Genomic DNA, 24,318 nt, shown 5'->3' on the forward strand with positions numbered 1-24,318 from the left:
CATGAGTTTCTCGAACAAGGAACAGGGTCATCATCACAGTGAAGCGCTGCTACTCAGGGCGCGGGATATCGATGCGCTGGTGCGTGCCGAGCATCGCGATCCCTTTGCCATTCTAGGTCCCCACGGCGATGGTGACGGCGGACAATTCATCCGGGCCTATCTACCGGGCGCCTTGAGCGTGCAGGTGGTGGGCAAGGAGTCGGGAGACGAACTGGGCAACCTTGAAGCGACCCAGACCCCCGGGCTATTCGTCGGGCATTTCGACCGGGCACAGCCGTATCTGTTGCGAACCCGCTGGGCCGGTGGCGAGCAAATTGCCGAAGACCCCTACAGTTATGGCCCATTGCTCGGTGAGATGGATTTGTATCTGTTCGCCGAAGGCAATCACCGCGATCTGAGCAGCGCCCTGGGCGCACAGTTGAAGACCGTGGACGGTGTCGATGGCGTGCGGTTCGCCGTGTGGGCACCGAACGCCAGGCGGGTGTCGGTGGTGGGTGATTTCAACGGCTGGGACGGTCGTCGTCATCCGATGCGCCTGCGCCACCCCACCGGTGTCTGGGAACTGTTCATTCCACGCCTGCAAGCGGGGGAGGCCTACAAATACGAAATCCTCGGCAACGACGGAATCTTGCCACTCAAGGCCGACCCCATGGCGCTGGCCACCAGCCTGCCACCGGACACCGCTTCGAAAGTTGCCCCGCCGCTGCGGATCGACTGGCAGGATCAGGACTGGATGCTGTCTCGCGGCGAGCGCCAGCGCCCGACGGCGCCGTTGTCGATCTACGAACTGCACGCCGGTTCCTGGCAGTGCGAGCTGGACGACCTGGGTGAAGTGGCCCGTCAATACACCTGGCCGGAGCTGGGTGAGCGGCTGATTCCGTATGTGAAGGATCTGGGGTTCACCCACATCGAGCTGATGCCGATCATGGAACACCCGTTCGGTGGGTCCTGGGGGTATCAACTGCTTTCGCAATTCGCCACCAGCGCCCGCTACGGGACGGGCGACGAGTTCGCCGCCTTCGTCAATGACTGTCACCTGGCGGGGATCGGCGTGATCCTCGACTGGGTACCGGCGCATTTCCCCACCGACACCCATGGCCTGGCCCAGTTCGACGGTACCGCGCTGTACGAGTACGGCAACCCTCAGGAAGGCTTCCACCAGGACTGGGACACCCTGATCTACAACCTGGGCCGCACCGAAGTGCACGGCTACATGCTGGCATCGGCGCTGCACTGGCTCAAGCATTTCCACGTCGATGGTCTGCGGGTCGATGCGGTGGCGTCAATGCTGTACCGCGACTACTCGCGCAAGGCCGGCGAGTGGGTGCCCAACCGCCATGGCGGCCGGGAGAACCTCGAGGCCATCGACTTCCTGCGTCACCTCAATGACGTCGTGGCGCTGGAAGCCCCCGGGGCGCTGGTGATCGCCGAAGAGTCCACCGCCTGGCCCGGCGTCAGCCAGGGCACGCAACAGGGTGGCCTGGGCTTCGCCTATAAATGGAACATGGGCTGGATGCACGATTCGCTGCATTACATTCAGCAAGACCCGGTGTACCGCGCCCATCACCACAACGAATTGAGTTTCGGTCTGGTGTACGCCTGGTCGGAACGTTTCATCCTGCCGATTTCCCACGATGAAGTGGTGCACGGCAAGCACTCGCTGATCGACAAGATGCCCGGCGACCGCTGGCAGAAATTCGCCAACCTGCGGGCCTACCTGAGTTTCATGTGGACCCATCCGGGCAAGAAACTGTTGTTCATGGGCTGTGAGTTCGGCCAATGGCGCGAGTGGAACCACGACCAGCAGCTTGATTGGTATCTTTTGCAGTACTCCGAGCACAAAGGTGTTCAGAAGCTGGTGGGCGACCTCAATCGCCTGTATCGCGAGGTGCCGGCGCTGCACGAACAGGACGACGTGCCGCAGGGCTTCCAGTGGCTGATTGGCGACGATGCGATCAACAGTGTTTACGCCTGGATGCGCTGGAGCAAGGACGGCGAGCCGATATTGGTGGTCGCCAACTTCACGCCGGTGCCACGTGAGGCTTATCGCGTCGGCGTGCCGTTTGCCGGGCAGTGGAGCGAGGTCTTCAACAGCGATTCGTCGATTTATGCCGGGTCTAACTATGGCAATAGCGGCGGGGCAACGGCCGAGGAAACGCCGAGCCATGGGCAGGCGTTGTCGCTGGTGCTGAATCTGCCGCCGTTGGCGGTGTTGATGTTGCGACCGGTGGGCTGATTCAAAGCCGACCTTCGCGGGCAAGTCGGATCATCAGACTTGCCCGCGAAGATCGGGACCTGGAGCCAGGCACGGCAGTTTCTTTCACCAACGCATGCGCACGCCCAGGCTGCCGATCAACCCATTCAAATCATTGTCATCCACATCGCTGCTGTAGTCGGCACTGACGTACAGGCTCACGGCCGGCGTCACTCTGGCCACCAAGCCCAAGCCCAGTTCGACCGTCGAGGAGTTTCGGCTGCTGCTGATCTTGTCGACCTGGTCGAGGGTTACGGTATTGCCGGTGTACACCGTGTGCCACAAGTTGGTTCGCACATAGGGTTCGACGGGCAGGCCGTTGATGTCGTAGCTACCTTTCAATTTTGCACCGACCCGGCCGCTCCACGAGGTGAGGTCGCTGGAGGAGGCATTGCCCGAACCCGCATAGGGCGTATCCAGAGTGATCCGCTGATTGATCAATTGCGCCTGTGGTTCGACCACCCAGTTTTCACTGATGCCGATCGGGAATCCGCCTTCGACCGAGAGGGTCACCGCGCTGCCTTCGGTGATTTGTCGGGTGCCTTGTTCATTGCGACTGAAACCGTTGACTCGACCACCACTGGCCGACAGATCGACGTGCCAGCCTTGTGGGCCGGTCAGGCTCCAGTAGGCGCCGAGGCTCTGCCCTTGCAAGTTGAGGGTGTCGTTGTGCGGGTCCGATTGTGCGCGATTGGTCAGCAAGCCGTTGCCAGTGCCGTGGAACTCGGCGGTGCCGCCGATCAGGCCGACCCGTTGGGTGTGGCCGTTATTGCTTTGCAGGGTCAGGATCGCCGGGCTTTTCAGTTCGCCGGAGCCGGGAATGGAAAAGCCCTGGGCCAGGGCGTCGGTTTGCGCCTGGCGTGAGGCCTGGCCATACAGTTGATCCCAGGCCCCGGGGGCGGCGTCTTCGACCGTCAGGCTTGAACTGCGCGTATCGGCAATTGGGCTGAAGTGGCCGGGATAGGTGCTGGCAAGCGCGGGCAAGGAGAGCGCCGGGATGTCCTGGCGGTACCAGGGGGTGGTTTCTTCCTCGGCGGGGGACGCCTGCACTTCCATGGATGAACATAACAACAGTGTGCTGGAAACAGTGCAAATACTAATCCGGATCTCTTGTGGGGTGAGTGAAGTTTTCATGGAGGTCTACCTTGCAATCGCATGGGGTATCTCGCTTTGGCGCCTCTCCTACCCCGAGTGAGGGGCCACCGAATGAATTAGGGCAAGCCGACTCCTGCCCGTTTTCACGGGTGGTTAACGGTTGGTCCTGATGGTGATTCCGGGGTAGTACCGTGAAGTCAAGAGGACCCCAGCCATTGCGTCAAGAAAATGGCCGATAAATGGTAGGGGTATTTCAGATCATATAAGTGACTGATTTACGACGCATCCATAAGTGCTTGTTTATTGGAAAAAACGTCAAAAAACTCGCGGGCTAGAGCCTTTGCTCAGACTTACCAGCTCAGCCTGATTGCCAGGTTGGCGGTCATTCCACGCAATGGGTTGCTGTCGATATTGCTGCTGTAATCCGCATTGGCGTACACGGTTACAGTGGGCGCAAGGGTCAGGATGGCGCCGATGCCGAGATCTGCCGATGAGGAGCGTTGTTCGGTTTTGATCTCGGTGCTGTCGTCGAATGTCACTTTGTCGGTTCCCGACAATGAGTGCCACAGGTTGACGCGCAGATAAGGTTCCAGCGGCAGGTCGGCGACTTCGTAGCGCCCCTTGAGCCGGGCGCCGAGGCGGCCGGTCCAGGCAGCGTCCGAATCGAACGACACCTTTGAAATGCCGTCGTCCTGACTCTTCAGATCAACCTGTTGATGAATGACTTGCACCTGGGGTTCGACCACCCAATCGTCTGCCACTGCAATGGGGTAGCCGGCCTCGACCGAGAGGGTCATGGCGTGGCCGTCGTTGTCGATTTTCAGGCCGCGGTCGGAGTGGCTGTCGCCGTTCAGCCAGGTGTACATCGCCACGGTATCGACATACCAGCCCTTGGGGTCGGTCAGGGTCCAGTAGAGCCCGAGACTATCGGCTTGCAACTCGACCTTGCCGGCGCGTTTGTCCTGGAAACCCTGGTTGAATCCGTCGACATCACCCTTCAAGCGGCTATGGCCGCCGAAGAAGCCGGTGCGCTGGTTTTGCCCACCGGAAGTCTGCGAGGCGAACAGATCGTTGCCCACCTGAAACCCGTTGAGCGAGCCGTCGAGCCGTGGCGTGACGGTGCCGGCCCAGGTCTGGTCGAAGTTTTTTCCGTAGACCCGGCCCCAGCCCGCGCCAAAGGCCCCGGTTTCGTTCAGCAGGCGTTGATCACCCTGTCGATCATGGAAGGTGCCGAGCGCCGACAGGGCCAGCTGCACGGCCGCTGGTGGCAACACCGACCAAACCGGGACTTCCTGACGGTACAGGGGAATGGGCGCTGCACCGGCAACGGGCGCTGGCAAGGGCGGGGTGCCGACAGCCGCCACCGGTGCTGCTACCAGCGGCACCAGAACGGGCGGCAAGGCTGGATCGGGATTTGGAGCTGGATTTGGAGTTGGAGTTGGATTGGGATTTGGAATCGGGTCTGGATCGGGTACCGCAGGCACCGCTGCTGCAACCAACGGGGGCGCGACGATGGACGAACGCAGGTACCAGCTGTTTTCGCTCCCGGCGGTGACGCCACCCTTGAACAGGTAGTAATCGAAGGCGCCGACCGATAACGGGGCTTTGAGCGTAAAGGCACCACTGTCGCTGATGGCCGTGCCTTGAGCCTGGACAACCTGAATGCCGTTTTGCAAGGTAGCGGCGCCCGTGCCACCCAGGTTATTGACGGTAATCGACGTGGTGCCGGTCAAGGTGCCGTCATTGACCACCAGTTTGTCACTGGGGGAGCTGTCATCGCCCAGGACGCTTTGCACCCATAGCTGGCCGCCGTTGCCAGCATAGTTGCCTTGTACCGTCAGGGTGTCGTTGGTGCGGGTATTGCCGCTGCCCAGGTCGATGATGCCGGCGTTGTTCAGCGTCGCACGCTGGCCCGCGGTGAAAGGGGCGAGGCTGCCCTGGGTCGAGGTCACGACACTGCTGCTGTCGATGTTGAACACGCCGGTGCCGCTGGCGCTGTCACCCAGGACAAAATTGCCGTCGAAGTCGAATCGCGAGCCATTGCTCAGGTTGACGGTTTCCCAGTTGGCGTAACGAGCGGCTCCGCTTGCGGTGGTGTTATCGAAGGTCAGCAGATCGTTGCCGTTGCCACCATTGAGGATCGGCGACTGGGCCAGGATGTTGTCACTGAGATTGCGCAGGGTTGCCCGGTCATTACCATCGTCCATCAGGATCGCCGAACGGATGATCCCGCCGCCATCCCAGGTCAAGGTATCATTGCCCGCGCTGGCTCGGATCTCGCCGACGATTTCGCCTCCGGTCACCGTGATGCTGTCGTTGCCACCGCTGACACTGATGTTGCCACCAATCCTGCCACCGGAAACGATGATGGTGTCAGTACCAAACCCGGTGACGAGATTGCCGAAGATCTGCCCGCCAATCAGATGGAATAGATTGTTATCGAGCTTCATGTCGACCCGGCCGATGCTGCCGCCGGTCATCCTGGCGGTGTCACCGTCCTCGAAGGCGCCAATGATCGTGCCCGCGATCATCTCGAAAAAGTCGCGACTGTCGCCCTGGGCAAGCGACTGGATGGTCCCGCCTCTCATGAGAAAGGTGTCGACGCCATTGCCCTGGTTCACAGCCCCGGTGACCTGACCGGCACTGATGCTGAAAGTGTCGTCACCGTCTCCCTGATTGACGATCCCGGTAATGACGCCAGAATTCATGACCACCGTGTCGTTACCGGCGCTGAACGTTACATTGCCTGTAATCGTGCCGGTGCCATTGGCGGGAAAGGTCAGGGTGTTGTTTCCCGCCAGATCAGTCAGCGGCCCACTGTTGCCGCTGTCGCACACGAAGTTGTCGTTGCCGGCGGTGGGGTTAAGGGTACAAGCCGCGTGGCTGGGCAGGGACCAGCCCATGCATAGCCAGAGTGAAATGGCACAGGCGCTGTAACGATAGTTGGGCAGTGCTTTGCAAAGGTTCATGCTCGTCTCCGCGTAGGAATCGACACCCGATGTCTTGCAAGAAAGGCAAGGCATCAAGTGCATCGGCAGCGCGAGTTGCGAGACATCATCAGGAAGGCAATAACCCTTCAGGCAACGACGGCTACGGGGCCTGTCCACACGAGTCAGTCGAACGGACGGGAGCACCGTAGCAGGTGTTTTTGGGTGTATCTACTGTCATAAGTGACAGGTAGAGAGAAAATCTGACGCGTTACAGGTGCACTTCGACCGCCAAAGGCAAATGATCTGACAGGTGCGTCCAGGGCTTGTGGCCGAGGATTTTCGGATCATGGCTACTGGCATTGCGCAGGTAGATCCGATCCAGGCGTAGCAGCGGGAACCGCGCCGGGTAGGTTTTTGCCGGACGGCCATGGTGGCGTTCGAAGGCTTCGTGCAAGTAGTCGCGGCGGGAGAGGGCGGCGTTGCCCTGCAACTGCCAGTCGTTGAAGTCGCCGGCAATAATGACGGGCGCGTCATCAGGCAAGGATTCGAGCAACTGGCAAAGCAACTGCAACTGCAACTGGCGATGACTCTCCAGCAGGCTCAGGTGCACGCAGATCGCATGGACCTCGGCGTGGCCCGGTACGTCCAGCACGCAATGCAAAAGCCCACGGCGTTCGGGGCCGGTAATGGAGACGTCGAGGTTGCGGTATTCGCGGATCGGGTATTTGGACAGCAGTGCATTGCCGTGGTGACCGTCGGGGTAGACCGCATTTCGCCCGTAGGCGAAGTCGCTCCACATGCTGTCGGCAAGGAACTCGTATTGCGAGGTTTGTGGCCAATCGTTGTAGCGCGAAGAATGGCGCTCGTGTTCACCGACGACTTCCTGCAGGAACACCAGGTCCGCTGAGGTGCTGCGTACCGCATCACGCAATTCCGGGAGGATGAAGCGCCTGTTGAGTGCGGTAAACCCTTTGTGGGTGTTGACTGTCAGCACGCGCAAGCGGTGGATGACCGGGGGGCTGTTCAGCGGCACTGATCCTGCTGCCTGCCGATTAGAGTCATGGACTTGCCCCTACAAAACCGGACACCAACTCCCTGTTAAATTGATGCTGCCGCCAATCGCCTGAACTCCCTCGGTGAGCGATAGTTCAAGGCGCTGTGCGGATGCTGCTCGTTGTAGTGTTCGAAGGCAATGGCCAGGTTACGCAGCGCCGTTTCTCGATCCGGCTTGGGCATGTGCGCCACGTAGTCACGCTTGATCGTCTTCACGAAGCTCTCGGCCATACCGTTGCTCTGCGGGCTGCGCACTGGCGTGGTCACCGGTTGCAAGCCGATCTGCCGTGCAAACAGGCGCGTCTGTTCTGCGGTGTAGGCCGAGCCGTTGTCGCTTAGCCATTGCACCGGCGTGGCGGGCAGTTGATCACCGAAGCGCTTCTCCACGCTTTCCAGCATTAAGTCGCGGATATCATCGCCGCTGTACCCGGTCGGGCTCGCGACCCAGCCGATGGCCTCGCGGTCACAGCAGTCCAAGGCAAAGGTCACGCTCAGTTTGGCGCCGTCCTCGCAGCGGAACTCAAAGCCGTCCGAGCACCAACGTGTATCGCTGGTTTGCACCGCAATACGGCCTTCGTGCCGCCGCGGCACGCCGGGCTGTTTGAGTCGACGCTCCAGCAGCAAGTTGTGATCACGCATGACCCGGTAAACCCGCTTCACGTTGATCGCCGGCAGCGACTGGGTTTCACGTTCCCGACGCAGTAATCCCCAGACACGACGGTAGCCATAGCTGGGCAGTTCGCTGACCTGTTGCTGGATTTCAACCACCAGATCAGCGTCATCCACAGGTCTGCTTCGCCGTATTTTGGGCGATGCCGATTGTTTGATTCGAACCGTTAGTTGCGAGCGCGCCACACCGAGACATTCGCTGACCAGCTTCACTGGTCGTCCCCCGGCAACAAGGGTGAGTGCGCAATCCATTTTCGCGACCGGGCGATCTCCACGGCCTCTTTGAGGATTTCTGCTTCCATCGTTTTCTTGCCCAGCATCCGTTGCAGTTCACGGATCTGCTTGAGCGCATCGCTCAGCTCGGAGGCAGGCACCACGGCTTCGCCAGCACTGACCGCCGACAGGCTGCCGTCCTGGTAAAGCTTGCGCCACTGGAACAGCTGGTTGGCATTGATGCCGTTGCGCCGAGCCACCACCGAAACGCTTTGCCCTGGCTCAAGACTCTCGCGAACCATGGCCAGTTTGTGCTCTGGGCTCCAGCGGCGCCGCCGCTCCTGGCCCAAAAGCTCCCCACTCTTATCATTGCTGTTAGTCATAAACATAACCGTTTGCCTATCCCTTATCGTAAGGGGGAAACGGTGTCCTGTCTTTCATGGGGCTCGTTCAAGTCACTGCTCACTTTCACTCCTCTGAATCCGGGTTGCTTATGTATGCGACTGATGGGGGAGCGTGCAGTTCAGCTCTTTCGCGTACATATCAATTTCTGCGGTAACGGCCCCTATGGTTTCGCACTTACGGCGAGTGAAATACTGTAGGAGCCAGCGGTGCGGCGATCCGACTTGCCGGCGAAGGCGTCCTGACGGACGATGAGTTTTTTTCAGGCGTACATATCCATTCCTGCGGTAACGGCCACCTATGGTTTCGCTTTTACATCTATGGTTACCCCCTTTTCTGCAATACTGTTTTTGATGAGTGGTTGGCTTGCTTTCATCTATCCGGCGTCTGAGTGGGGGTGTAGCCCCGCGCCTCGATGAGAATCGATGCCCGACGATCCTTATTAGCGAGACGGCCTTTCAGCCGTGTAAAAGCCCAGGGTTGTCGTCAGGCCGGTTGGCCGTTCACGTCATCAGTTATCCAGCATCGCAAAACCAGGTGGGTGATGCTCGGGTGACAGCAGGGTCAGGCGTTCATCGCGCTTGGCCCTGCATCGAATTCAGTGTGGTGTGCCGCAATCGCCCAGGCGATCCTCGCCAGCTTGTTGGCCAGCGCGCAAACCACATGGTTGGAGTGATGGTGGGCCAATAGCTGCCGGACCCAGTCCGCCAGCCAGCCTTTCTGGCGGTCCAGATACCTCACGTAAACGCGGGCACACTGGACAAGCAGGCGTCGCTGGTTGCGATCGCCGCGCTTGCTGATGCCCAGCAGTACGGTTTTGCCGCCCGTGGAATGCTGCTTGGGCACCAGCCCGATCGAGGCTGAATAGTCTCGGCCGCATTTGAACTGTTTGCCATCGCCCAATTCGGCAGCCAGGACGGTGGAGGTGATCGGACCGACACACGGCATGGTCATCAAACGAGTCGCCAGATCATCTTCAGCGGCCTGGCACTCCACATCCTTGTCCAGCGATTTGATCTCCTCGTCCAAATGCTTGAAGTGTTGATACAGCCTCGTCAGAGTGTTTTTGAAGGGCTGAGCCATTGAGCTCGCTTCAAGCAGCGCCGAAAGAGATCGAATCGATTTGAGGCTCGGGGCCAGGCTGACGCCGACCTCCAGAAGAGCGGCGTGAATACGATTGACGGCCGCAGTGCGGTCCTTGATGAACGCATCACGTGTCGAGTTGAGCATGGCCAGCGCTTGCTGGGCTTGGTTTTTGACCGGCACAAAGCGCATCGTTGGGCGAGTAGCGGCCTCGCAAATCGCTTCGGCATCAGCGAAGTCGTTTTTGTTGCTTTTCACGTAAGGGCGCACGAGATGAGGGGCAATGAGCTTGGGTATATGCCCAAGCTTGGCCACCTCCTGTGCCATGAAATGGGCGCCACCACAGGCTTCCATCACGACGGTGCAGGGTTGGAGATTCATCAGGTACTGCATGAGTGCCGACCGGGTGAATTTTTTGCGGCAAACTTCATGACCACGATCATCCTGCGCATGCAGGTGAAAAGTGTGTTTTCCCAAATCGATGGCGGCGATAGATATTTCGTTCATGGCAACAGTCTCCGGTGAGCCCCCTGCGAAAGCTTAGTGGGCGATCGCAGGGGGCGGCGGGGGTAGCCATTTCATTAGCGAGTCACTTGGAAGAGCCCCAAGTAACCAAGGGCTCTTGCCCCTGGCGTTCGGTGCCTCGCTGTGGCTCGGCATGCCCTCGCTCCGGTCCTGCTCCGTGGGCCCGCCGCCATCGGCCATCCATGGCCGGCGGCGGCTAAACCGGCATCCATGCCGGTTTGCCCACTGCGCAGAACCTCCACTCGGCCTCTCGATATAGGTTGTCCGTTCCTTTCCTCTTCCATACTTCGGTGTCTGGAAGTCAGTTTTAATCAAGGGAAGGAGCATGCACCTGTGGGCTACGAATATGCCTCTCAAGCACGCGATGATTACCTCCTCACCTTCGAGCCCACAGGTGCGCTTGCGCCCTCTAACGAATACTCAGGGAAAGCCCGACACGGCTCTCTATATCGCTTTCGCTGGACGTAAGCATGCATGTTCCTGCATGTACTTTAGCGCCTGTGGAGGTTGTTGATGCAAACGCTCCTGTCTCAGAAATTCACTGCTTATGTCGGAATAGATTGGGCAGATACCAAGCATGACGTGTGTTTGCAGGTCGCGGGGGAAACCCGGCGGCACTTCTCTGTCATCGACCACACACCCCAATCGATTGATCGTTGGGCGAAATCGTTGTTTGAGCGCTACGGCGCTCCGATCGCGATTGCTCTTGAGCTCAACAAGGGCCCGTTGGTGGCGGCCCTGCAAAAGTACGAGTTCTTTTGCCTGTTTCCAATCAATCCGAGCACCTTGGCCAAACACCGTAAAACCTTTGTCCGCAGCGGTGCCAAGGATGATCCGACCGATGCTCAATGGGCGCTTGAGTTGTTGCTCACCTATCCCCAACGGTTTGCGCAGCTGATGCCGCAAAGCCCGGCCATGCGTATTTTGGCCAGCCTGACAGAACATCGACGTGCACTGGTTGATGAGCGAGTGAAGGTCAGCAACCGCTTGATCTGTACGCTCAAACAGTATTATCCATTGGCCCTGGAGCTGTTTAGCAGTCATGACACCGTGGTGTTCTGTGACTTTCTGATGCGCTGGCCCACGCTTGAGCACATCAAGCGTTCTCGCCAGAGTACTTTTCTCAAGTTCTTTAATGAGCACAACGCTCGTCACGCTCAACTCAATCAAACGCGCTGGGAAATCATCACCCAAGCGATGCCTTTGACACAGGACCCGGGGGTAATACGTCCTTCGCAGTTGTACGCAACAGCCTTGGCGTCGCAACTTAAAGGGCTCCTTTCCACCATCAAGGATTTTGATCGCGAGATCGAAGAAACGGCCAGCACCTTGGCCGATTACCCGATCTTTAAGGCACTCCCTGGCGCCGGCCAACATCTTGCGCCGCGCCTGATGGTGGCTTTTGGTGAACAGCGTGATCGATTTAGCGACGCCAATGCGATGCAGCGATATGCCGGAATCGCACCCGTTACCGAGCGTAGCGGAAAGAAGAAAGTCGTGTATTGGCGCTACCAATGCTCAACCTTCTTGCGTCAGACCTTTGTCGAATGGGCCGCTCACAGCATCACTCAATCAACGTGGGCCGAGGCTTATTATCGGCAGCAGCGGGCTAAAGGCTGCTCATACCAGGCGACCCTGAGAGCACTTGCTTTCAAGTGGATCAGAATCGTCTATCGCTGCTGGAAAAACGGCACCGTCTATGACGAAATGGCTTACTTGCAGGCTTTAACGCGGCGCGGATCAACGTTGGTAGAGGCGCCGATGGAGGTAGTCACAGGTTGACGGACAGGCTCAGGGCGTGAGGGGGCAAGAAAATCAAAAGCCACAGCAATGCGAGGCGGCCTTATAGCCGACCTGGCTCCAGGTCTGTCCGCGATCCAATTGTGGGAGCGAGCCTGCTCGCGAAAAACTCCAGACAACGCGATCATTCTGATAGGGCGCGTTATCGTTGACGTCCATCGCGAGCAGGCTCGCTCCCACAGGGGATTGGGGGGGCCTGCCAAAACAAGGTCAGCTGTCAGGCCGCCTCGCTTTTGTTTTTGATCTGGGCACACCCGTCAACCATGTGTACGGTCCGTACAGGCTCTTCCAAAAGTGACCCGCCGTAAGGGCAAAACCTTTAGTAGCCGTTACCGCAGCAATGGATATGTACTCCGCCAATACAACACAAGTCTGCCAGGAGGCCGTCCTGGTCCCGGCGTTTTTCAAGGTAGTTGTCGCATCAACCGTCTAACTATGCCGCTCTTTTCTCGACCTGTTGCTCTCGATCGGGGTTCAACAACACGGTGCCGATCGGCTCCCAGTTACGTGTCTGACCCGACCACCGTTCTGGCGTTTTCTCCTTGGCTCGTTCGTACAGCTCATGTCGCCGGGCCAAGACCTGATGGTCCAGTCCTCGATGCCGCTCAGCCGGTGTGACGAACCGGATTCGGCTATGCCGGTGCTCGTTGTTGTACCAGCGCATGAAATCCCTCACCCAAGCTCGTGCGGCGTCCAGACTGGCAAAGCCATCCTGCGGCCATTGCGGGCAGTATTTCAGCGTTCTAAACAACGACTCTGAGTATGGATTGTCGTTGCTCACCCGCGGTCGGCCCCGCGAGGGCGTGATGCCCAGTTCGTACATCTTGCTCAACAGCGTCACCGATTTCATCGGCGCTCCGTTGTCCGAGTGCAGCACCAGCGGTTCGTGTAAACACTGCTCGCCGATCACGCTGCGTTGCAGCAGCACGGCGGCTTTCTCGCCGCTTTCCGCGTCGTAGACCTCCCAGCCCACGGCCTTGCGGCTGTAAATATCCTCGATCAGATAGAGGTAGTAATACTGGCCGCGTATCGGCGACGGCAGATACGTGATGTCCCATGACCACACCTGATTGGGCGCTTCAGCCGCATGCGTCGTTGGGGCCGCGTGCCGCCTGGGGCGCTGACTACGGCCTCGATGTTGCTGTTGACCCGTCGCTCGCAAGACGCGATAAAACGTTGCCTCCGACGCCAGATAGCGCCCTTGATCGGCCAGGCGCGGCACAATCTGGCTCGGCGGCAGGTGGGCGTACTCCGGGCTGTTGCACAGCGTCACAATGGTCTGTCGCTCAGCCTCGCTCAGCGCATTTCGCGGCGTTGGCCGTGTGGCAGTCGTTCGGGCATCAGCCTGGATAACGTCTGTTTCAGTCCACCGCTGCAAGGTCCGCAGCGATAGTCCGATTTCCCGGCAGGCCCTGATTTTTCTGGCTCCCGCCACGACCGCGTTGCTCAGCCAGCCAACGAGTAACTGCCGTTCTGGCAAAGACGTCAGTTGTCCTCGTTGTCGGTCCCCCAGTAGTCGTTGAGCTTTTTTCGCAGCACCAACAACGCAGCTGTTTCAGCGAGCGCCTTGTCTTTGCGGCGCAGTTCGCGCTCAAGTTCCTGGATGCGTTTCTTATCTTTGCGAGACTGCTCCCGATCTTCTTTTTGCTGGGCCTTGTCCGATTTCTGGCCGGTGATGAAGGCTTGTCGCCAGGCAGTGATTTGCTCGGGGTAAAGGCCTTTGCGGCGGCAATACTCGCCCAGGTCGATCTCGGACAAACCGGCGGCTTCAAGGACGACAGCAAACTTGGTTTCGGCTGACCAGTTCTCGGTGAACGGCTTGTTTTCGGACACTGCACTTCCTTCAGAACTGAGCTGCTTGCGCCAGTTGGACAAAGACATTTCGCTGACCCCTTCGCGCCGGGAAACCTCGGCCATCGACAGGTTCAGCGGGGGAAGCAGCATCTTGAGTAATGCGGCTCTGCGTTCAGGTGAATAGTACGGAACGACCAGTCTCTTTCCGCCCCCGATATGCTTTTTCAGGAAAAATCGGAGAGGCGACAACTATCCTGACACCGGGGGGGCCTTTCAGACAAACACAATCTCATAAGGCAAACGCATCCGCTCCAGCAACACCCGCGGCAACCGTGGCGCAATTCCGATGGCCGGTTCACCATCGAGTTGACTGGCGTAGGCATGGGTGGCGTGGCTTTTGCGCGCCACCGTCCAGGTATCCAGGCGTACTTTGCGCGCCCGATGCCAGGGGATCAGGGCGCTATCGCGCGTTGGCCAGTGCCAGGCCCAGACCGGTATTTCGGTGAAGACGGCACCGGCGATGGTGGCGGCATTGGCGCTGGCGCGGCCGACGGCGTCATGGTCGCTGTTGCCATCCTCGCACCAGGTGCTGAACACCACATCGCCCGGCCGTAGATAACGGGCGATGAATTGCGTGAGCGCCTGTTCATGCTCCGCCAGGGTGTGGTCGGTAAAGCCTCCGCGTATCCATTTCAGGCTGTGCATCGGCAGCCCGAGCCGGCGCAAGGCCTCGACACTTTCCTGGGAGCGAAACACGCTCAGGCGTTTCTCCGACCACTGTTGCGACCCCGCATGGCTGGCGCTGCCGTCGGTCACCGAGATTAATTGCAAGGGGTGTCCCGTGGCGCTGAGTAACTGCAGAAGACCACCGCAGGTCACCACTTCGTCGCCGGGATGAGGGGCGATCACCACGGCGCGGGCACCAGGGGGGAGAAGGGACTGAGTACCAATGACCGGAATATTGGCCAATTGCGGGGCGCTGTTCCAGATTTGTTCTGCAATGCTGCTGTCACTGACGAACACAGATTTCATGGCGTTACGTCCTTGTTCCGTTCGCCTTCAGTTGTGCGCTACGCAAGCGCGGCAGCAGCCGTGAGGGCGGGTTGATAGCGAAGCGCGGCGCTCCGGACCCTGGACAGCCGCGCATCGAGTATTGCTCATGTATCGGTATTCGTCGCGCCGGATGTGCACGCATGACACAAATTTTCCATCGCGCCGGCCTCGCTGTTTTTACTCCTCTTCCTCACGTTGCAGTTCGAACAACAGCAACGAACGCCCGGTGACCGAGTACTCGCGACCGAAATCGAAGCGTTCCTGGCCGCGTATGGACGGTTGATTGGTGTCGATCAGGCACGTCCAGAAACCGCCGTCGGGTACCTCCGGCAGGTGGAAGTTGACGATATCGTGATGGGCGTTGACCACCAGCAACAACGTGGCGTCCGCCCCTTTGCGGCGGATCCCGGTTTCCTGGGCGCGCCCGTCGAGCAACATGCCCAGGCAGCGATTGTGCGCATCGTGCCAGTGCTTGGTGGTCATTTCGCTGCCATCCGGCGCCAGCCAGGTGACATCCTTGACGCCGATGTCCTCGTTGTAGTTGCCCACCAGGAAGCGCCCACGGCGCAGGATGGGATAGGTCAGGCGCAACTTGATCAGGCGCTTGACGAACTTGAGCAGGGCCTTGCCGTCTTCGCTCAGGTCCCAGTTGACCCAGCCGATTTCGCTGTCCTGGCAGTAGGCATTATTGTTGCCGTCCTGTGTCCGGGCGAATTCATCGCCGGCCACCAGCATCGGCGTACCCTGGGCCAGCAGCAAGGTGGCAAAGAAATTGCGCATCTGTCGCTGGCGCAGTTCGTTGATTTGCGGGTCGTCGGTGGGACCTTCGACGCCATGGTTCCATGACAGGTTGTTATTGCTGCCGTCCTGATTGTTCTCGTCGTTGGCTTCGTTGTGCTTGTCGTTGTACGACACCAGGTCATTGAGGGTGAAACCGTCGTGGGCGGTGATGAAATTCAGCGATGAATAAGGCCGCCGACCCCGCTGGTTGAACATCTCGCCGGAAGCGGTCATGCGACTGGCGAAGTCCGCCAGTTGGCCATCGTCGCCTTTCCAGAACGCGCGCGCGGTGTCGCGAAACTTGTCGTTCCATTCCACCCAGCCCGGAGGAAAGCGGCCGACCTGATAACCGCCGGGCCCGCAATCCCATGGCTCGGAGATCAGCTTGACCTGACGCAGTACCGGGTCCTGGCGGCAGGCCACGAGGAAACTGTGACGCTCGTCGAAACCGTCGTGATAACGCCCCAGAATGGTCGCCAAGTCGAAGCGGAAGCCGTCCACATGCATTTCCGAAGCCCAGTAGCGCAGGGAGTCGGTGACCATCTGCAACACGCACGGGTGGCTCAGGTCCAGGGTGTTGCCGGTGCCGGAGTCGTTGATGTAGAAGCGTTTGTCCTCAGGCCTCAAGCGGTAATATGAAGCGTTGTCGATACCGCGCATGGACAGGGTCGGGCCTTGTTCGTTGCCCTCGGCGGTGTGGTTGTAGACCACGTCGAGGATCACTTCCAGGTTGGCTTCGTGCAGGTGCGCGACCATTTCCTTGAACTCAGCGATCTTGCCGCTGGCCAGGTAACGCGGGTCGGGGGCGAAGAACGCAATGCTGTTGTAGCCCCAGTAATTGGTCATGCCTTTGTGCAGCAGGTGCTGGTCGTTGACAAAGGCGTGGATCGGCAGCAGCTCGACGGTCGACACGCCCAGCTTGCGGATGTGCTCCAGCACTTCGTCGACCATCAGCCCGGCAAAGGTCCCTCGCAGGTTTTCGGGAACGGCGGGGTGACGCATGCTGAAACCGCGCACGTGGGTTTCATAGATGATCGTTTTGTCCCATGGCACGCTGTCCCGGTGATCGTGGCCCCAGGTATGCGCCGGATCGATCACCTTGCATTTTGGCACGAAGGGCGCGCTGTCGCGTTTGTCGAAACTGAGGTCGGCGTCGGGGTGGCCAATGGTGTAGCCGAACAAGGCCTCGGACCATTTCAACCGACCGACCAGTTGTTTGGCGTAGGGGTCGATCAACAGCTTGTTGGGGTTGAAGCGATGGCCGTTGGCCGGGTCGTACGGGCCGTACACGCGGTAGCCGTAGATCAGCCCCGGATGGGCGTCGGGCAGGTAGCCGTGGTAAATCTCGTCGGTGTATTCCGGCAGTTCGATGCGTTCGAGTTCCACTTCGCCGGCATCATCGAAAATGCACAGTTCGACCCGGGTGGCGTTGGCGGAGAACAGGGCGAAATTGACCCCCAGACCATCCCAGGTTGCACCCAGCGGAAAAGGCAGGCCTTCACGGATGCGCGAGGGTTCGGCACGGGGAGGCGGCGTGTCTTTCTTTGGATGGGTCATATGTGCTCCAGCAACGGCGGACAGTGACGTGGCTCAGTACTTATTTCGCGGGCGAGCACACCCCTCGGTGGCGAGCGGACTCGCCACTGAAGATTTCAGGACAACGGTATAACAGCTTAGACGGCTGGCGGTTTTCGCGCTGCGCGAGGTTTCTTCTCGACGGCTTTTTCCCCGGGCGATATCACTGTAGAGGCAGCAGCCGGCTTGGCTTTGGCCTTGGATTTTGGCGCAGCGGCCTTGCCATTGAGCTTGCTGTCACCGCTTTTACTGACGGCTGTTTTACTCGTCGCCGCTTTTGCCGGCTTTTTCGGCGCCAGGGCTTCGGCTTCAGCCAGTTTGCGCGCCATCTCCCAGTGCCGTGCTTCCTGGCCCTCTGGCTTGCCTTCAGATTCCCAGATCTGATAGGCAAACTCGCGGATGCGTTTATCGTCGTTACTCATCGCATTGCTCCTGAACTGAACTCAAGTGTGGGTAGTTTGGATAAAGAGATTGACCGGGAAATGCCCCAGCGCGGCGCTGATCATCAGCTCCCTGTTTTTTGTGACTGTGACGCTGGAAAATAATCCCTTCAGATTATCGTCGGCGGTCGTGAACGGCAGATTAATCCGGGTGTCGCCCCACCGCGGCGCGTCCACGTGAGGCACGGCACTGTTTTCCAGCAGTGGCGCGCAACGGATCGGCACGATGACGATGGCGCGATGACCCTCCCATTCGCGAACAAATCCCAGCACCCGATGGGCCTGACTGCCGATGACTTCGAGGGGCTGGTAAGTCCCGCGTCGAAACAACTCGGCGTGCTCGGCACGCAAGTTTAAAGTCCGCGCAATCAAGGCTTGCTTGATGCGCCCGTCGCGCCAGTGCTCCAACAGATCAGGCAAATCCAACGCTTGCTGCAAGGCCTGTTGGCGGCTGGCGTAATCCACCGGCCGGCGGTTGTCCGGATCGACCAGCGTGAAGTCCCAGAAGTCGTTGCCCTGATAGAGGTCCGGCACTCCCGGTACGGTCATGCGCAGCAAGGTTTGCGCCAATCCGTTGAGAGCGCCAGGCAAGGCAATCGTCCGGGCTACCTTGGCGAGGGCGGTGCGCAGCAGATCACCTTCCGGGCTCAGCAGCAGGCGCCTGGTAAAGCTTTCGCTGGCTTGTTCGTAAACTTCGTTTGGCGTGCTCCAGCTGCTCTGCAGCTTGGCTTCGCGCAGGGCTTTGCGTTGCCATTGGCTAATGCGTTGCGCGTAGTCTTCCAGGGCCGGTTGGTCATCAGCGCGCAGGTCCAGCGGCCAGCTGCCCAGGAGTGCCTGATAGAGAATCAACTCATCGCCGGCCGACGGCATCTGATCGTCGTCGCGCAAGGGGCGGGCGAGGGCGCGCCAAAGGCCGATCTGTTCGACGTACCATTTACTGCGTTCACTCAAGACTGCCAGGCGCGCGCGCGTATCCTCGCCACGCTTGTGATCGTGGGTCGCGGTGGCGAGCAGGTTGTCAGGAAACAGTTCCAGGCGCTTGAGGCAAGCCGCATGAAAATCGGCCACCGGGGCACTGAATTGCTCGGTGCTGAAGCCGACGTCATTGCGCGACAGCAACACCGCCGAGCGATAGAACGCAGTGTCTTCCACGGCCTTCGCAGCGGCAGGTGAAGTCAGCTGTTGAAAGCGCACGCAGGCATGCTTGAGCCGTTTGCGCAGGCGGCCAGCCGGGCGTTTTCGCCAGGCCTCGCCACCCAGCCAACCGGCCAGGCACTCGAGCACTGGCCAGTCGGCTTCGCCAAGGGTTTGTCGGGCGCCTTCCATGGCTTGCTGGAAAAACACATCGTCCTGGGTCGAACGACCAAGGGCGCCGATGTAGGTGCGATACACCGAGAAATGCACGATCAGTTCCTGCAACGCTCGACGGATCGCACCGAGCGTCAAGTCGCGGGTCATCAGGTCATCCCGGGCCACTTGCAACAAAGCCTGGGCCACACTTTCGAAATCCCCGGCGAGCGATCCATTGAGAATCTGCTGGCGCGCCAGTTGTGCTTCCTGACGAAAGTCAGCCGGGCGATCGCTGTACCGGTGCCAGAGTTCGCCCAAGGTGTGTTGACCGTCGGGATCGTGTTGCAGCAGCGACAACTGGTTCATGAATTCGTAGCCAGTGGTGCCATCCACCGACCAGTTGCGGTGCAGGGTTTCGCCTTCGCCAAGGATTTTTTCCACAAAGATCGGCAGGTGCCGGCCCGGTGCCAGGCTGTCGACGCGCCGCCGCAGTTTGCGGCAGTAGCCCCGTGGGTCGGCGAGGCCGTCGATGTGGTCGATGCGCAACCCGTCGACCAGCCCTTGCGCCACCAACTGGAAAATCTTCGCGTGGGTCGCCTCGAACACCGCTGGGCGCTCTACCCGCAAACCACCCAGCTCGTTGATGTCGAAAAAACGCCGCCAGTTGATGTCGTCCGCGGCGGTGCGCCAACTGGCGAGGCGGTAACTCTGGCGTTCCAGCAAGTTGTGCAAGCGTTGAAAACCTTCGCTGGTCTGCGAGTCGTAAGCTTTCAGGTTTTGTTCAATGGCCTGCAGCATCGCGGGATCGCTGGCCAGTTCGCGCAACTCCTCTTTTAACGCAATTGCCAGGCTGTGGGCATCCGTCTGATAACTCAAGGTGCTGAACCGGTCCGCCCGTAATTTGAGCGGCTCGGCATCTGCCTTGAGCAGTTCGCCGTAATGGCTGGGGCATATCGGAAAGTGATGATCGTAATGCTCGACATGAAACGCACCGCGCTGCGCATTGAAACGCAGCGCCAGGGTGCCGTCCTGCAAGGCGATGCCGTAGTCGCTGCCAAGGAACGGCAACAGCAACTGGCCTTCCATCAAGGGATCGGGCGAGTGCCACTGAATATCGAAGAACTCGCCGTACGGGCTCAGGCGTCCCCACTCGAGCAAGTCCAGCCACCAGGGATTGTCGTTACCGCCGACCGCCATGTGGTTGGAGACGATATCGAGGATCAACCCCATGTTCTGACCGCGCAGCGCGCTGACCAAGCGGCGCAACGCCGGTTCACCGCCCAGTTCCGGGTTGACGGTGGTCGGGTCCACCACGTCATAGCCATGCATGGATCCGGCGCGGGCGCTCAGCAGCGGCGAGGCGTAGACATGGCTGATGCCGAGACGGGCGAAGTAGGGTACCAGCGGCACGGCATCGTCGAGGGTGAAGTCTTTATGAAATTGCAGCCGCAGGGTGGCCCGTAGCGGCTCCATAGTGACTTGCTTCATTGGTCACGCTCGGCCGCCTGAAGTCGTGCACAGGCGAGCAGTTCCAGGCGCCGGGCGGCGTCCGGGCCATCGAGCAAAGCGTCACTGTTACCGGGCAAACGACGGGACCAGTTGGGGTGTGTATCAATGGTGCCGGGCAGGTTGGCCTGCTGTTCGATACCCAGCGCATCTTCCAGCGGCAGCAGTACCAGCGGCGCGCGGGTGTGGCCGAGGAAGCGCACACTGGCGTCGAGCACCTGATCGGTTTCATGGGACTCTTCGCGAAAGTTCTGCGGGTCCTGGCTCAAGGTCCGGCGCAGGCCTTCGCGCTCGCGCTCGCGATGCTGGCGCCACTCGATTTCAGCGCTGGCATCGACCAGGCCGAGGCGGGCGTTCCAGTCGATATCGCGGCCATGCCACCAGCCATTGAGGGTGGGCAGGTCGTGGGTGCTGGTAGTGGCCAGGGCGTTGTCCGGCCAGTCGAGGATCGGTTTGAAGTGAGTGTTGTCCTGTTCGAACAGCAACACTCGCATACCGAGGATCGAGCGTGCGCTGAGTTTTTCCCGCAGACCGTCCGACACCGTGCCCAGGTCTTCGCCGAGGACGATGGCCTGGTGGCGATGGGACTCGAGGCTCAGCAGTCGCAGCAAGTCGTCAAGCGGGTAATACAAATATGCGCCATCGGCGGGCGGTGCGCCATTGGGGATCACCCACAAGCGTTGCAGGCCCATGATATGGTCGATTCGCAGGCCACCGGCATGGGCGAAGTTGGCGCGGAGCATTTCGATGAAAGCGCGGAAGCCGTTGCGCACCAGGCCCTCGGGGGAAAACGCGGAAATCCCCCAACCCTGACCGGTGCGGTTGAGAATGTCCGGCGGCGCGCCAACGGTGAGGGAGGCGAGCAATTCATCCTGGCGACTCCAGGCCTGGCTGCCGCCGCCATCGGCACCGACGGCCAGGTCGGCAATCAGGCCAATGCCCATGCCGCTGCTGCGGGCGGCGGCTTGCGCGCGCTCCAGGCAGCGGGTAATCAGCCACTGGCAGAAGGCGAAGAAGCCGATGCGGCCGGAATTTTCTTCGGCGAATTCGGCCAGGGCGGCGCTGCGCGGGTTGCGCCACTGCTCCGGCCATTCACGCCAATCGAGGCTTTCGCCTTGGGCGGCGCGGGCCTCTTGAATGGCTTCGAAGCGGCAATGATTTTCCAGCGCTTCACCCCCGGCATGGCGATAACTGCTGAAGTCGGCGTGCAGCGGATGTTCGCCCTGCACGAAGCCTTCGTACAGCGCTTGCAGCAGTCGATGCTTGGCTTCGGCGGCGGTGGGCCAGTCGATCAATGGCAGCTCTTGCAGGTGCTTGAGTTCGGCAGCCAGGCCAGTGGCATCGATAGCGGTGCGCATCGCGCGCTCACCGAGAATCGCCCCCGGCGCGCAATACAGGCTGTTGAGAAACAAACGGCTGGAGGGTGAATACGGGCTGTAGCGACGGGTGTCATTGGCGAACATTGCATGCAGCGGACTGATCGCCAGTGCTTCGGCGCCGCGTTCGCCCGCTACTCGGGCCAAGTCTTCCAAGGCCTGTGTGTCGCCAAAACCGCCATCGCCGGCACGGCGCAAGGCGTACAGTTGCACGCTCAGGCCCCAGGTGCGCGGGATCGGGCTGTCCACCGCATCGCCCACGCTGTAGCAGCGGGCGGGGGCCACGGCCAGGGTAAAGCTTTGTCCATCGATGTCGACGTGTTGGTAACCGACTGGAATCAGCCCCGGCAAAACGGCCTCGGCATCCAGTTTGAGACTGAGTTGCGAGCCATCTTCGAGATGGATCTCGCAGGGTGTCAGCGGCTCGAAAAAGTGCGCCAGGTTGAGACCGACGCCGAAATCGGCGGTGATCAGCGGCGGCAGGTGTCGGGTTTGTTGTACCTGTTGCAATTGGAGCAGGCTGGCGTCGATTTCCTGGGCGCTGCCGGCCGGGTGGCCGAGTCCGGTGAGGACGTTGCGCAGCACCGAAGGCGCGACTTTTTGCGGGCGACCATTGGCGTCGATCCAGTCGACCGCCAGGCCGGCGCGGCTGGCGAGGATTTCCAGTTGCGCATCACTCATTGGCGCTCTCCATCAAGGGGTAGCAAAGGGGCCGCGGCCGTGAGGCTGACAAGCGCGCAATACGGGGGCAAGGTGCCCTGATCCAGCTGTTGGCCAGCCCCGGGCGGGTGTTCGAACAGCAAGCAAGCATTGACCGGTGGTGTGTGGCGTACTGGCGTGTCGCTGAGGTTGAGGTCGATGCGCAATTGACTGCCATCGCCCAGGCGCCAAGACGCACTCACCGCACCGTTGCCCAGCACCTCGGCGTGCAGCGCCTGGGTTCCGGGCAAATGGGGGATGATGTGTCGGTGACGGATCTGCAATAGTTGGCGATAGAGGTCATGGACCGCCGAAGGATCAGTGAGTGTCAGGGTGGGGCGGGAAGCCTCGAACGTCTGTGGTGCGTTGGGATCGGGAATCTGTTCACGTTTATGCGGGTCGGCAAACGCGCTGAACGCGGCAAATTCATTGCGCCGTCCTTCGCGCACCAACCGTGCCAGTTCGCCGTGATGGCTGGTGAAAAACAGGAACGGTTGTTCGGCGGCAAACTCGTCGCCCATGAACATCAGGGGGATCATCGGCGACAGCAGCAACAGCGCCGTCGCCGCTTTTAATGCGTCGGGGTTGGCCAGTTGATGCAGACGCTCGCCAAAGGCGCGGTTGCCGATCTGGTCGTGATTCTGCAAAAACAGCACGAACGCGCTGGGTGGCAAATGCCCACTGGGCTCGCCGCGCGGTTCGCCATGGCGGTTGAGGTGGCCTTGGAACACGAAGCCCTGGCTCAGGCAGCGGGCCAATTGTTCGGTGGGATTTTTTGCATAGTCGGCGTAATAGGCATCGGTCTCGCCGGTCAGCAGCACGTGCAAGGCGTTATGGCCGTCATCGTTCCACTGTGCGTCAAAGCCCTGTTCGAGCAGGCTGGCCTGGTTATGTTCGTTTTCCACCATCAGCCACACATGACGCGACGGCTCGGTCTGCTCGCGCACCCGCTGGGCCAGTTCCTGGAGAAAATCCGGGTCTTCAATGGCATGCACCGCGTCCAGGCGCAAGCCGTCAAAACGGTACTCCAGCAACCACATCAAGGCGTTGTCGATGAAGAAGTCGCGCACCTCGCGTCGACGGAAGTCGATGGCCGCTCCCCAAGGCGTGTGCCGGTCTTCGCGGAAGAACCCCTTGGCGTAGCGATGCAGGTAATTGCCATCCGGCCCGAAGTGGTTGTAAACCACGTCGAGAATCACCGCCAGGCCAAGGCCATGGGCGGTGTCGATCAGGTGCTTGAGTTGTTCGGGAGAACCATAGGAGGCCTGGGGTGCATAGAGCAGCACCCCGTCGTAGCCCCAATTGCGATCGCCGGGAAACTGCGCGATCGGCATCAACTCGATCGCGGTGACCCCCAGTTCCACCAGATGCGCCAGGTGTTGCTCGACGGCCAGGAAGCCGCCGAGGGCACCGACGTGCAGCTCGTAGATCACCGCTTCGTTCCACGGGCGTCCCAGCCAGGTGCTGTGCCGCCATGGGTAGGCCAACGGGTCGACCACCACGCTGTGCTGGTCAATGTCCCCGGCCTGGGCGCGGGAGGCCGGGTCGGGCACCTCCAGTTCGCCATCGATGTTGTAGCGGTATCGCGTACCCGCCGGGCAGCGGGTGTTGATCACGAACCAGCCGTCGGCCTGAGGCAGCAACGGCAAGGACTGTCCATTTTCCAGTTCGACACTGACGTAGAACGCATCGGGTGCCCACAACGCGAATCGCGTGTTTTGCGGGTCCAGTTTGATTGCGCCGTGGGGCCAGGTCTCAAGGGTCCGTAACGGCATTTCAAA

General features: G+C 60.3%; 14 protein-coding genes. 2 read left to right on the top strand and 12 right to left on the bottom strand.

The genetic code is table 11. From position 1 onward, the window contains the following. The first annotated feature begins 1 nt into the window (after position 1). Complete coding sequence (gene glgB, locus ACA058_RS14565) at positions 2 to 2,236, top strand: 1,4-alpha-glucan branching protein GlgB (protein ID WP_497639694.1); 2,235 nt, start codon at positions 2 to 4, stop codon at positions 2,234 to 2,236. 84 nt (positions 2,237 to 2,320) lie between these two features. Here glgB and ACA058_RS14570 read toward each other — a convergent pair whose 3' ends face one another. From ACA058_RS14570 to ACA058_RS14590, 5 genes are all read right to left on the bottom strand, one after another. Further along, a complete protein-coding gene (locus tag ACA058_RS14570; protein WP_497639695.1) occupies positions 2,321 to 3,388 on the bottom strand; it encodes an autotransporter domain-containing protein in 1,068 nt (355 codons plus the stop codon). A 311-nt stretch (positions 3,389 to 3,699) separates the two neighbouring features. Further along, on the bottom strand, positions 3,700 to 6,318 hold the full coding sequence (locus tag ACA058_RS14575; RefSeq protein ID WP_497639697.1) for an autotransporter family protein: 2,619 nt from the start codon (positions 6,316 to 6,318) through the stop codon (positions 3,700 to 3,702). A gap of 229 nt (positions 6,319 to 6,547) precedes the next feature. After that, positions 6,548 to 7,312 carry an endonuclease/exonuclease/phosphatase family protein gene (locus ACA058_RS14580; RefSeq protein ID WP_497639698.1) on the bottom strand — a complete coding sequence of 255 codons (765 nt, stop codon included), beginning with the start codon at positions 7,310 to 7,312 and terminating at the stop codon, positions 6,548 to 6,550. 65 nt (positions 7,313 to 7,377) lie between these two features. Beyond that, a protein-coding gene (locus ACA058_RS14585; protein ID WP_497639699.1) for an IS3 family transposase occupies positions 7,378 to 8,597 on the bottom strand; the annotation gives its coding sequence in 2 pieces (ribosomal slippage) (positions 7,378 to 8,252 and positions 8,252 to 8,597; 1,221 coding nt in all). Positions 8,598 to 9,180: 583 nt separating this feature from the next. Beyond that, a complete protein-coding gene (locus tag ACA058_RS14590; RefSeq protein WP_497634895.1) occupies positions 9,181 to 10,206 on the bottom strand; it encodes an IS110 family RNA-guided transposase in 1,026 nt (341 codons plus the stop codon). 531 nt (positions 10,207 to 10,737) lie between these two features. Here ACA058_RS14590 and ACA058_RS14595 point away from each other — a divergent pair. Next, positions 10,738 to 12,006 carry an IS110 family RNA-guided transposase gene (locus tag ACA058_RS14595; RefSeq protein ID WP_497635127.1) on the top strand — a complete coding sequence of 423 codons (1,269 nt, stop codon included), beginning with the start codon at positions 10,738 to 10,740 and terminating at the stop codon, positions 12,004 to 12,006. A gap of 451 nt (positions 12,007 to 12,457) precedes the next feature. On the opposite strand, the gene ACA058_RS14600 is transcribed toward ACA058_RS14595, so the two are convergent. The 7 genes from ACA058_RS14600 to treZ form a co-directional block, all read right to left on the bottom strand. Further along, positions 12,458 to 13,968 (bottom strand): IS3 family transposase gene (locus ACA058_RS14600; protein ID WP_497639700.1). Its coding sequence is split into 2 segments (ribosomal slippage): positions 12,458 to 13,548 and positions 13,548 to 13,968, totalling 1,512 coding nucleotides; the frame shifts between segments, so codons are not numbered across the junction. A 123-nt stretch (positions 13,969 to 14,091) separates the two neighbouring features. Further along, positions 14,092 to 14,850 carry a PIG-L deacetylase family protein gene (locus tag ACA058_RS14605; protein ID WP_497639701.1) on the bottom strand — a complete coding sequence of 253 codons (759 nt, stop codon included), beginning with the start codon at positions 14,848 to 14,850 and terminating at the stop codon, positions 14,092 to 14,094. A gap of 198 nt (positions 14,851 to 15,048) precedes the next feature. Then, positions 15,049 to 17,208 carry a glycogen debranching protein GlgX gene (gene glgX, locus ACA058_RS14610; RefSeq protein WP_497639702.1) on the bottom strand — a complete coding sequence of 720 codons (2,160 nt, stop codon included), beginning with the start codon at positions 17,206 to 17,208 and terminating at the stop codon, positions 15,049 to 15,051. A gap of 116 nt (positions 17,209 to 17,324) precedes the next feature. Then, the gene (locus ACA058_RS14615; RefSeq protein ID WP_497639703.1) at positions 17,325 to 17,648 is read right to left on the bottom strand and encodes a DUF2934 domain-containing protein; all 324 of its coding nucleotides are present in this window, start codon (positions 17,646 to 17,648) and stop codon (positions 17,325 to 17,327) included. A gap of 21 nt (positions 17,649 to 17,669) precedes the next feature. Beyond that, positions 17,670 to 20,444, bottom strand: coding sequence for a malto-oligosyltrehalose synthase (locus ACA058_RS14620; protein ID WP_497639704.1), 2,775 nt, complete (start codon positions 20,442 to 20,444; stop codon positions 17,670 to 17,672). Continuing rightward, positions 20,441 to 22,519, bottom strand: a complete 2,079-nt coding sequence (gene malQ, locus ACA058_RS14625; RefSeq protein WP_497639705.1) for a 4-alpha-glucanotransferase — start codon at positions 22,517 to 22,519, stop codon at positions 20,441 to 20,443. The genes ACA058_RS14620 and malQ overlap by 4 nt, the downstream gene beginning before the upstream one ends. After that, positions 22,516 to 24,312 carry a malto-oligosyltrehalose trehalohydrolase gene (gene treZ / locus ACA058_RS14630; RefSeq protein WP_497639706.1) on the bottom strand — a complete coding sequence of 599 codons (1,797 nt, stop codon included), beginning with the start codon at positions 24,310 to 24,312 and terminating at the stop codon, positions 22,516 to 22,518. Before treZ ends, malQ begins: the two co-directional genes overlap by 4 nt. Positions 24,313 to 24,318: the final 6 nt, after the last annotated feature.

This window comes from Pseudomonas sp. LBUM1649, from assembly GCF_059716155.1.

Bases quoted from the DNA above. Each gene is read 5' to 3' on its own strand.
- glgX (WP_497639702.1), bottom strand. From the start codon at position 17,208: ATGACCCATCCAAAGAAAGACACGCCGCCTCCCCGTGCCGAACCCTCG.
- ACA058_RS14575 (WP_497639697.1), bottom strand. From the start codon at position 6,318: ATGAACCTTTGCAAAGCACTGCCCAACTATCGTTACAGCGCCTGTGCC.
- treZ (WP_497639706.1), bottom strand. From the start codon at position 24,312: ATGCCGTTACGGACCCTTGAGACCTGGCCCCACGGCGCAATCAAACTG.
- ACA058_RS14595 (WP_497635127.1), top strand. From the start codon at position 10,738: ATGCAAACGCTCCTGTCTCAGAAATTCACTGCTTATGTCGGAATAGAT.
- ACA058_RS14590 (WP_497634895.1), bottom strand. From the start codon at position 10,206: ATGAACGAAATATCTATCGCCGCCATCGATTTGGGAAAACACACTTTT.
- ACA058_RS14615 (WP_497639703.1), bottom strand. From the start codon at position 17,648: ATGAGTAACGACGATAAACGCATCCGCGAGTTTGCCTATCAGATCTGG.
- ACA058_RS14620 (WP_497639704.1), bottom strand. From the start codon at position 20,444: ATGAAGCAAGTCACTATGGAGCCGCTACGGGCCACCCTGCGGCTGCAA.
- malQ (WP_497639705.1), bottom strand. From the start codon at position 22,519: ATGAGTGATGCGCAACTGGAAATCCTCGCCAGCCGCGCCGGCCTGGCG.
- ACA058_RS14570 (WP_497639695.1), bottom strand. From the start codon at position 3,388: ATGAAAACTTCACTCACCCCACAAGAGATCCGGATTAGTATTTGCACT.
- ACA058_RS14605 (WP_497639701.1), bottom strand. From the start codon at position 14,850: ATGAAATCTGTGTTCGTCAGTGACAGCAGCATTGCAGAACAAATCTGG.
- glgB (WP_497639694.1), top strand. From the start codon at position 2: ATGAGTTTCTCGAACAAGGAACAGGGTCATCATCACAGTGAAGCGCTG.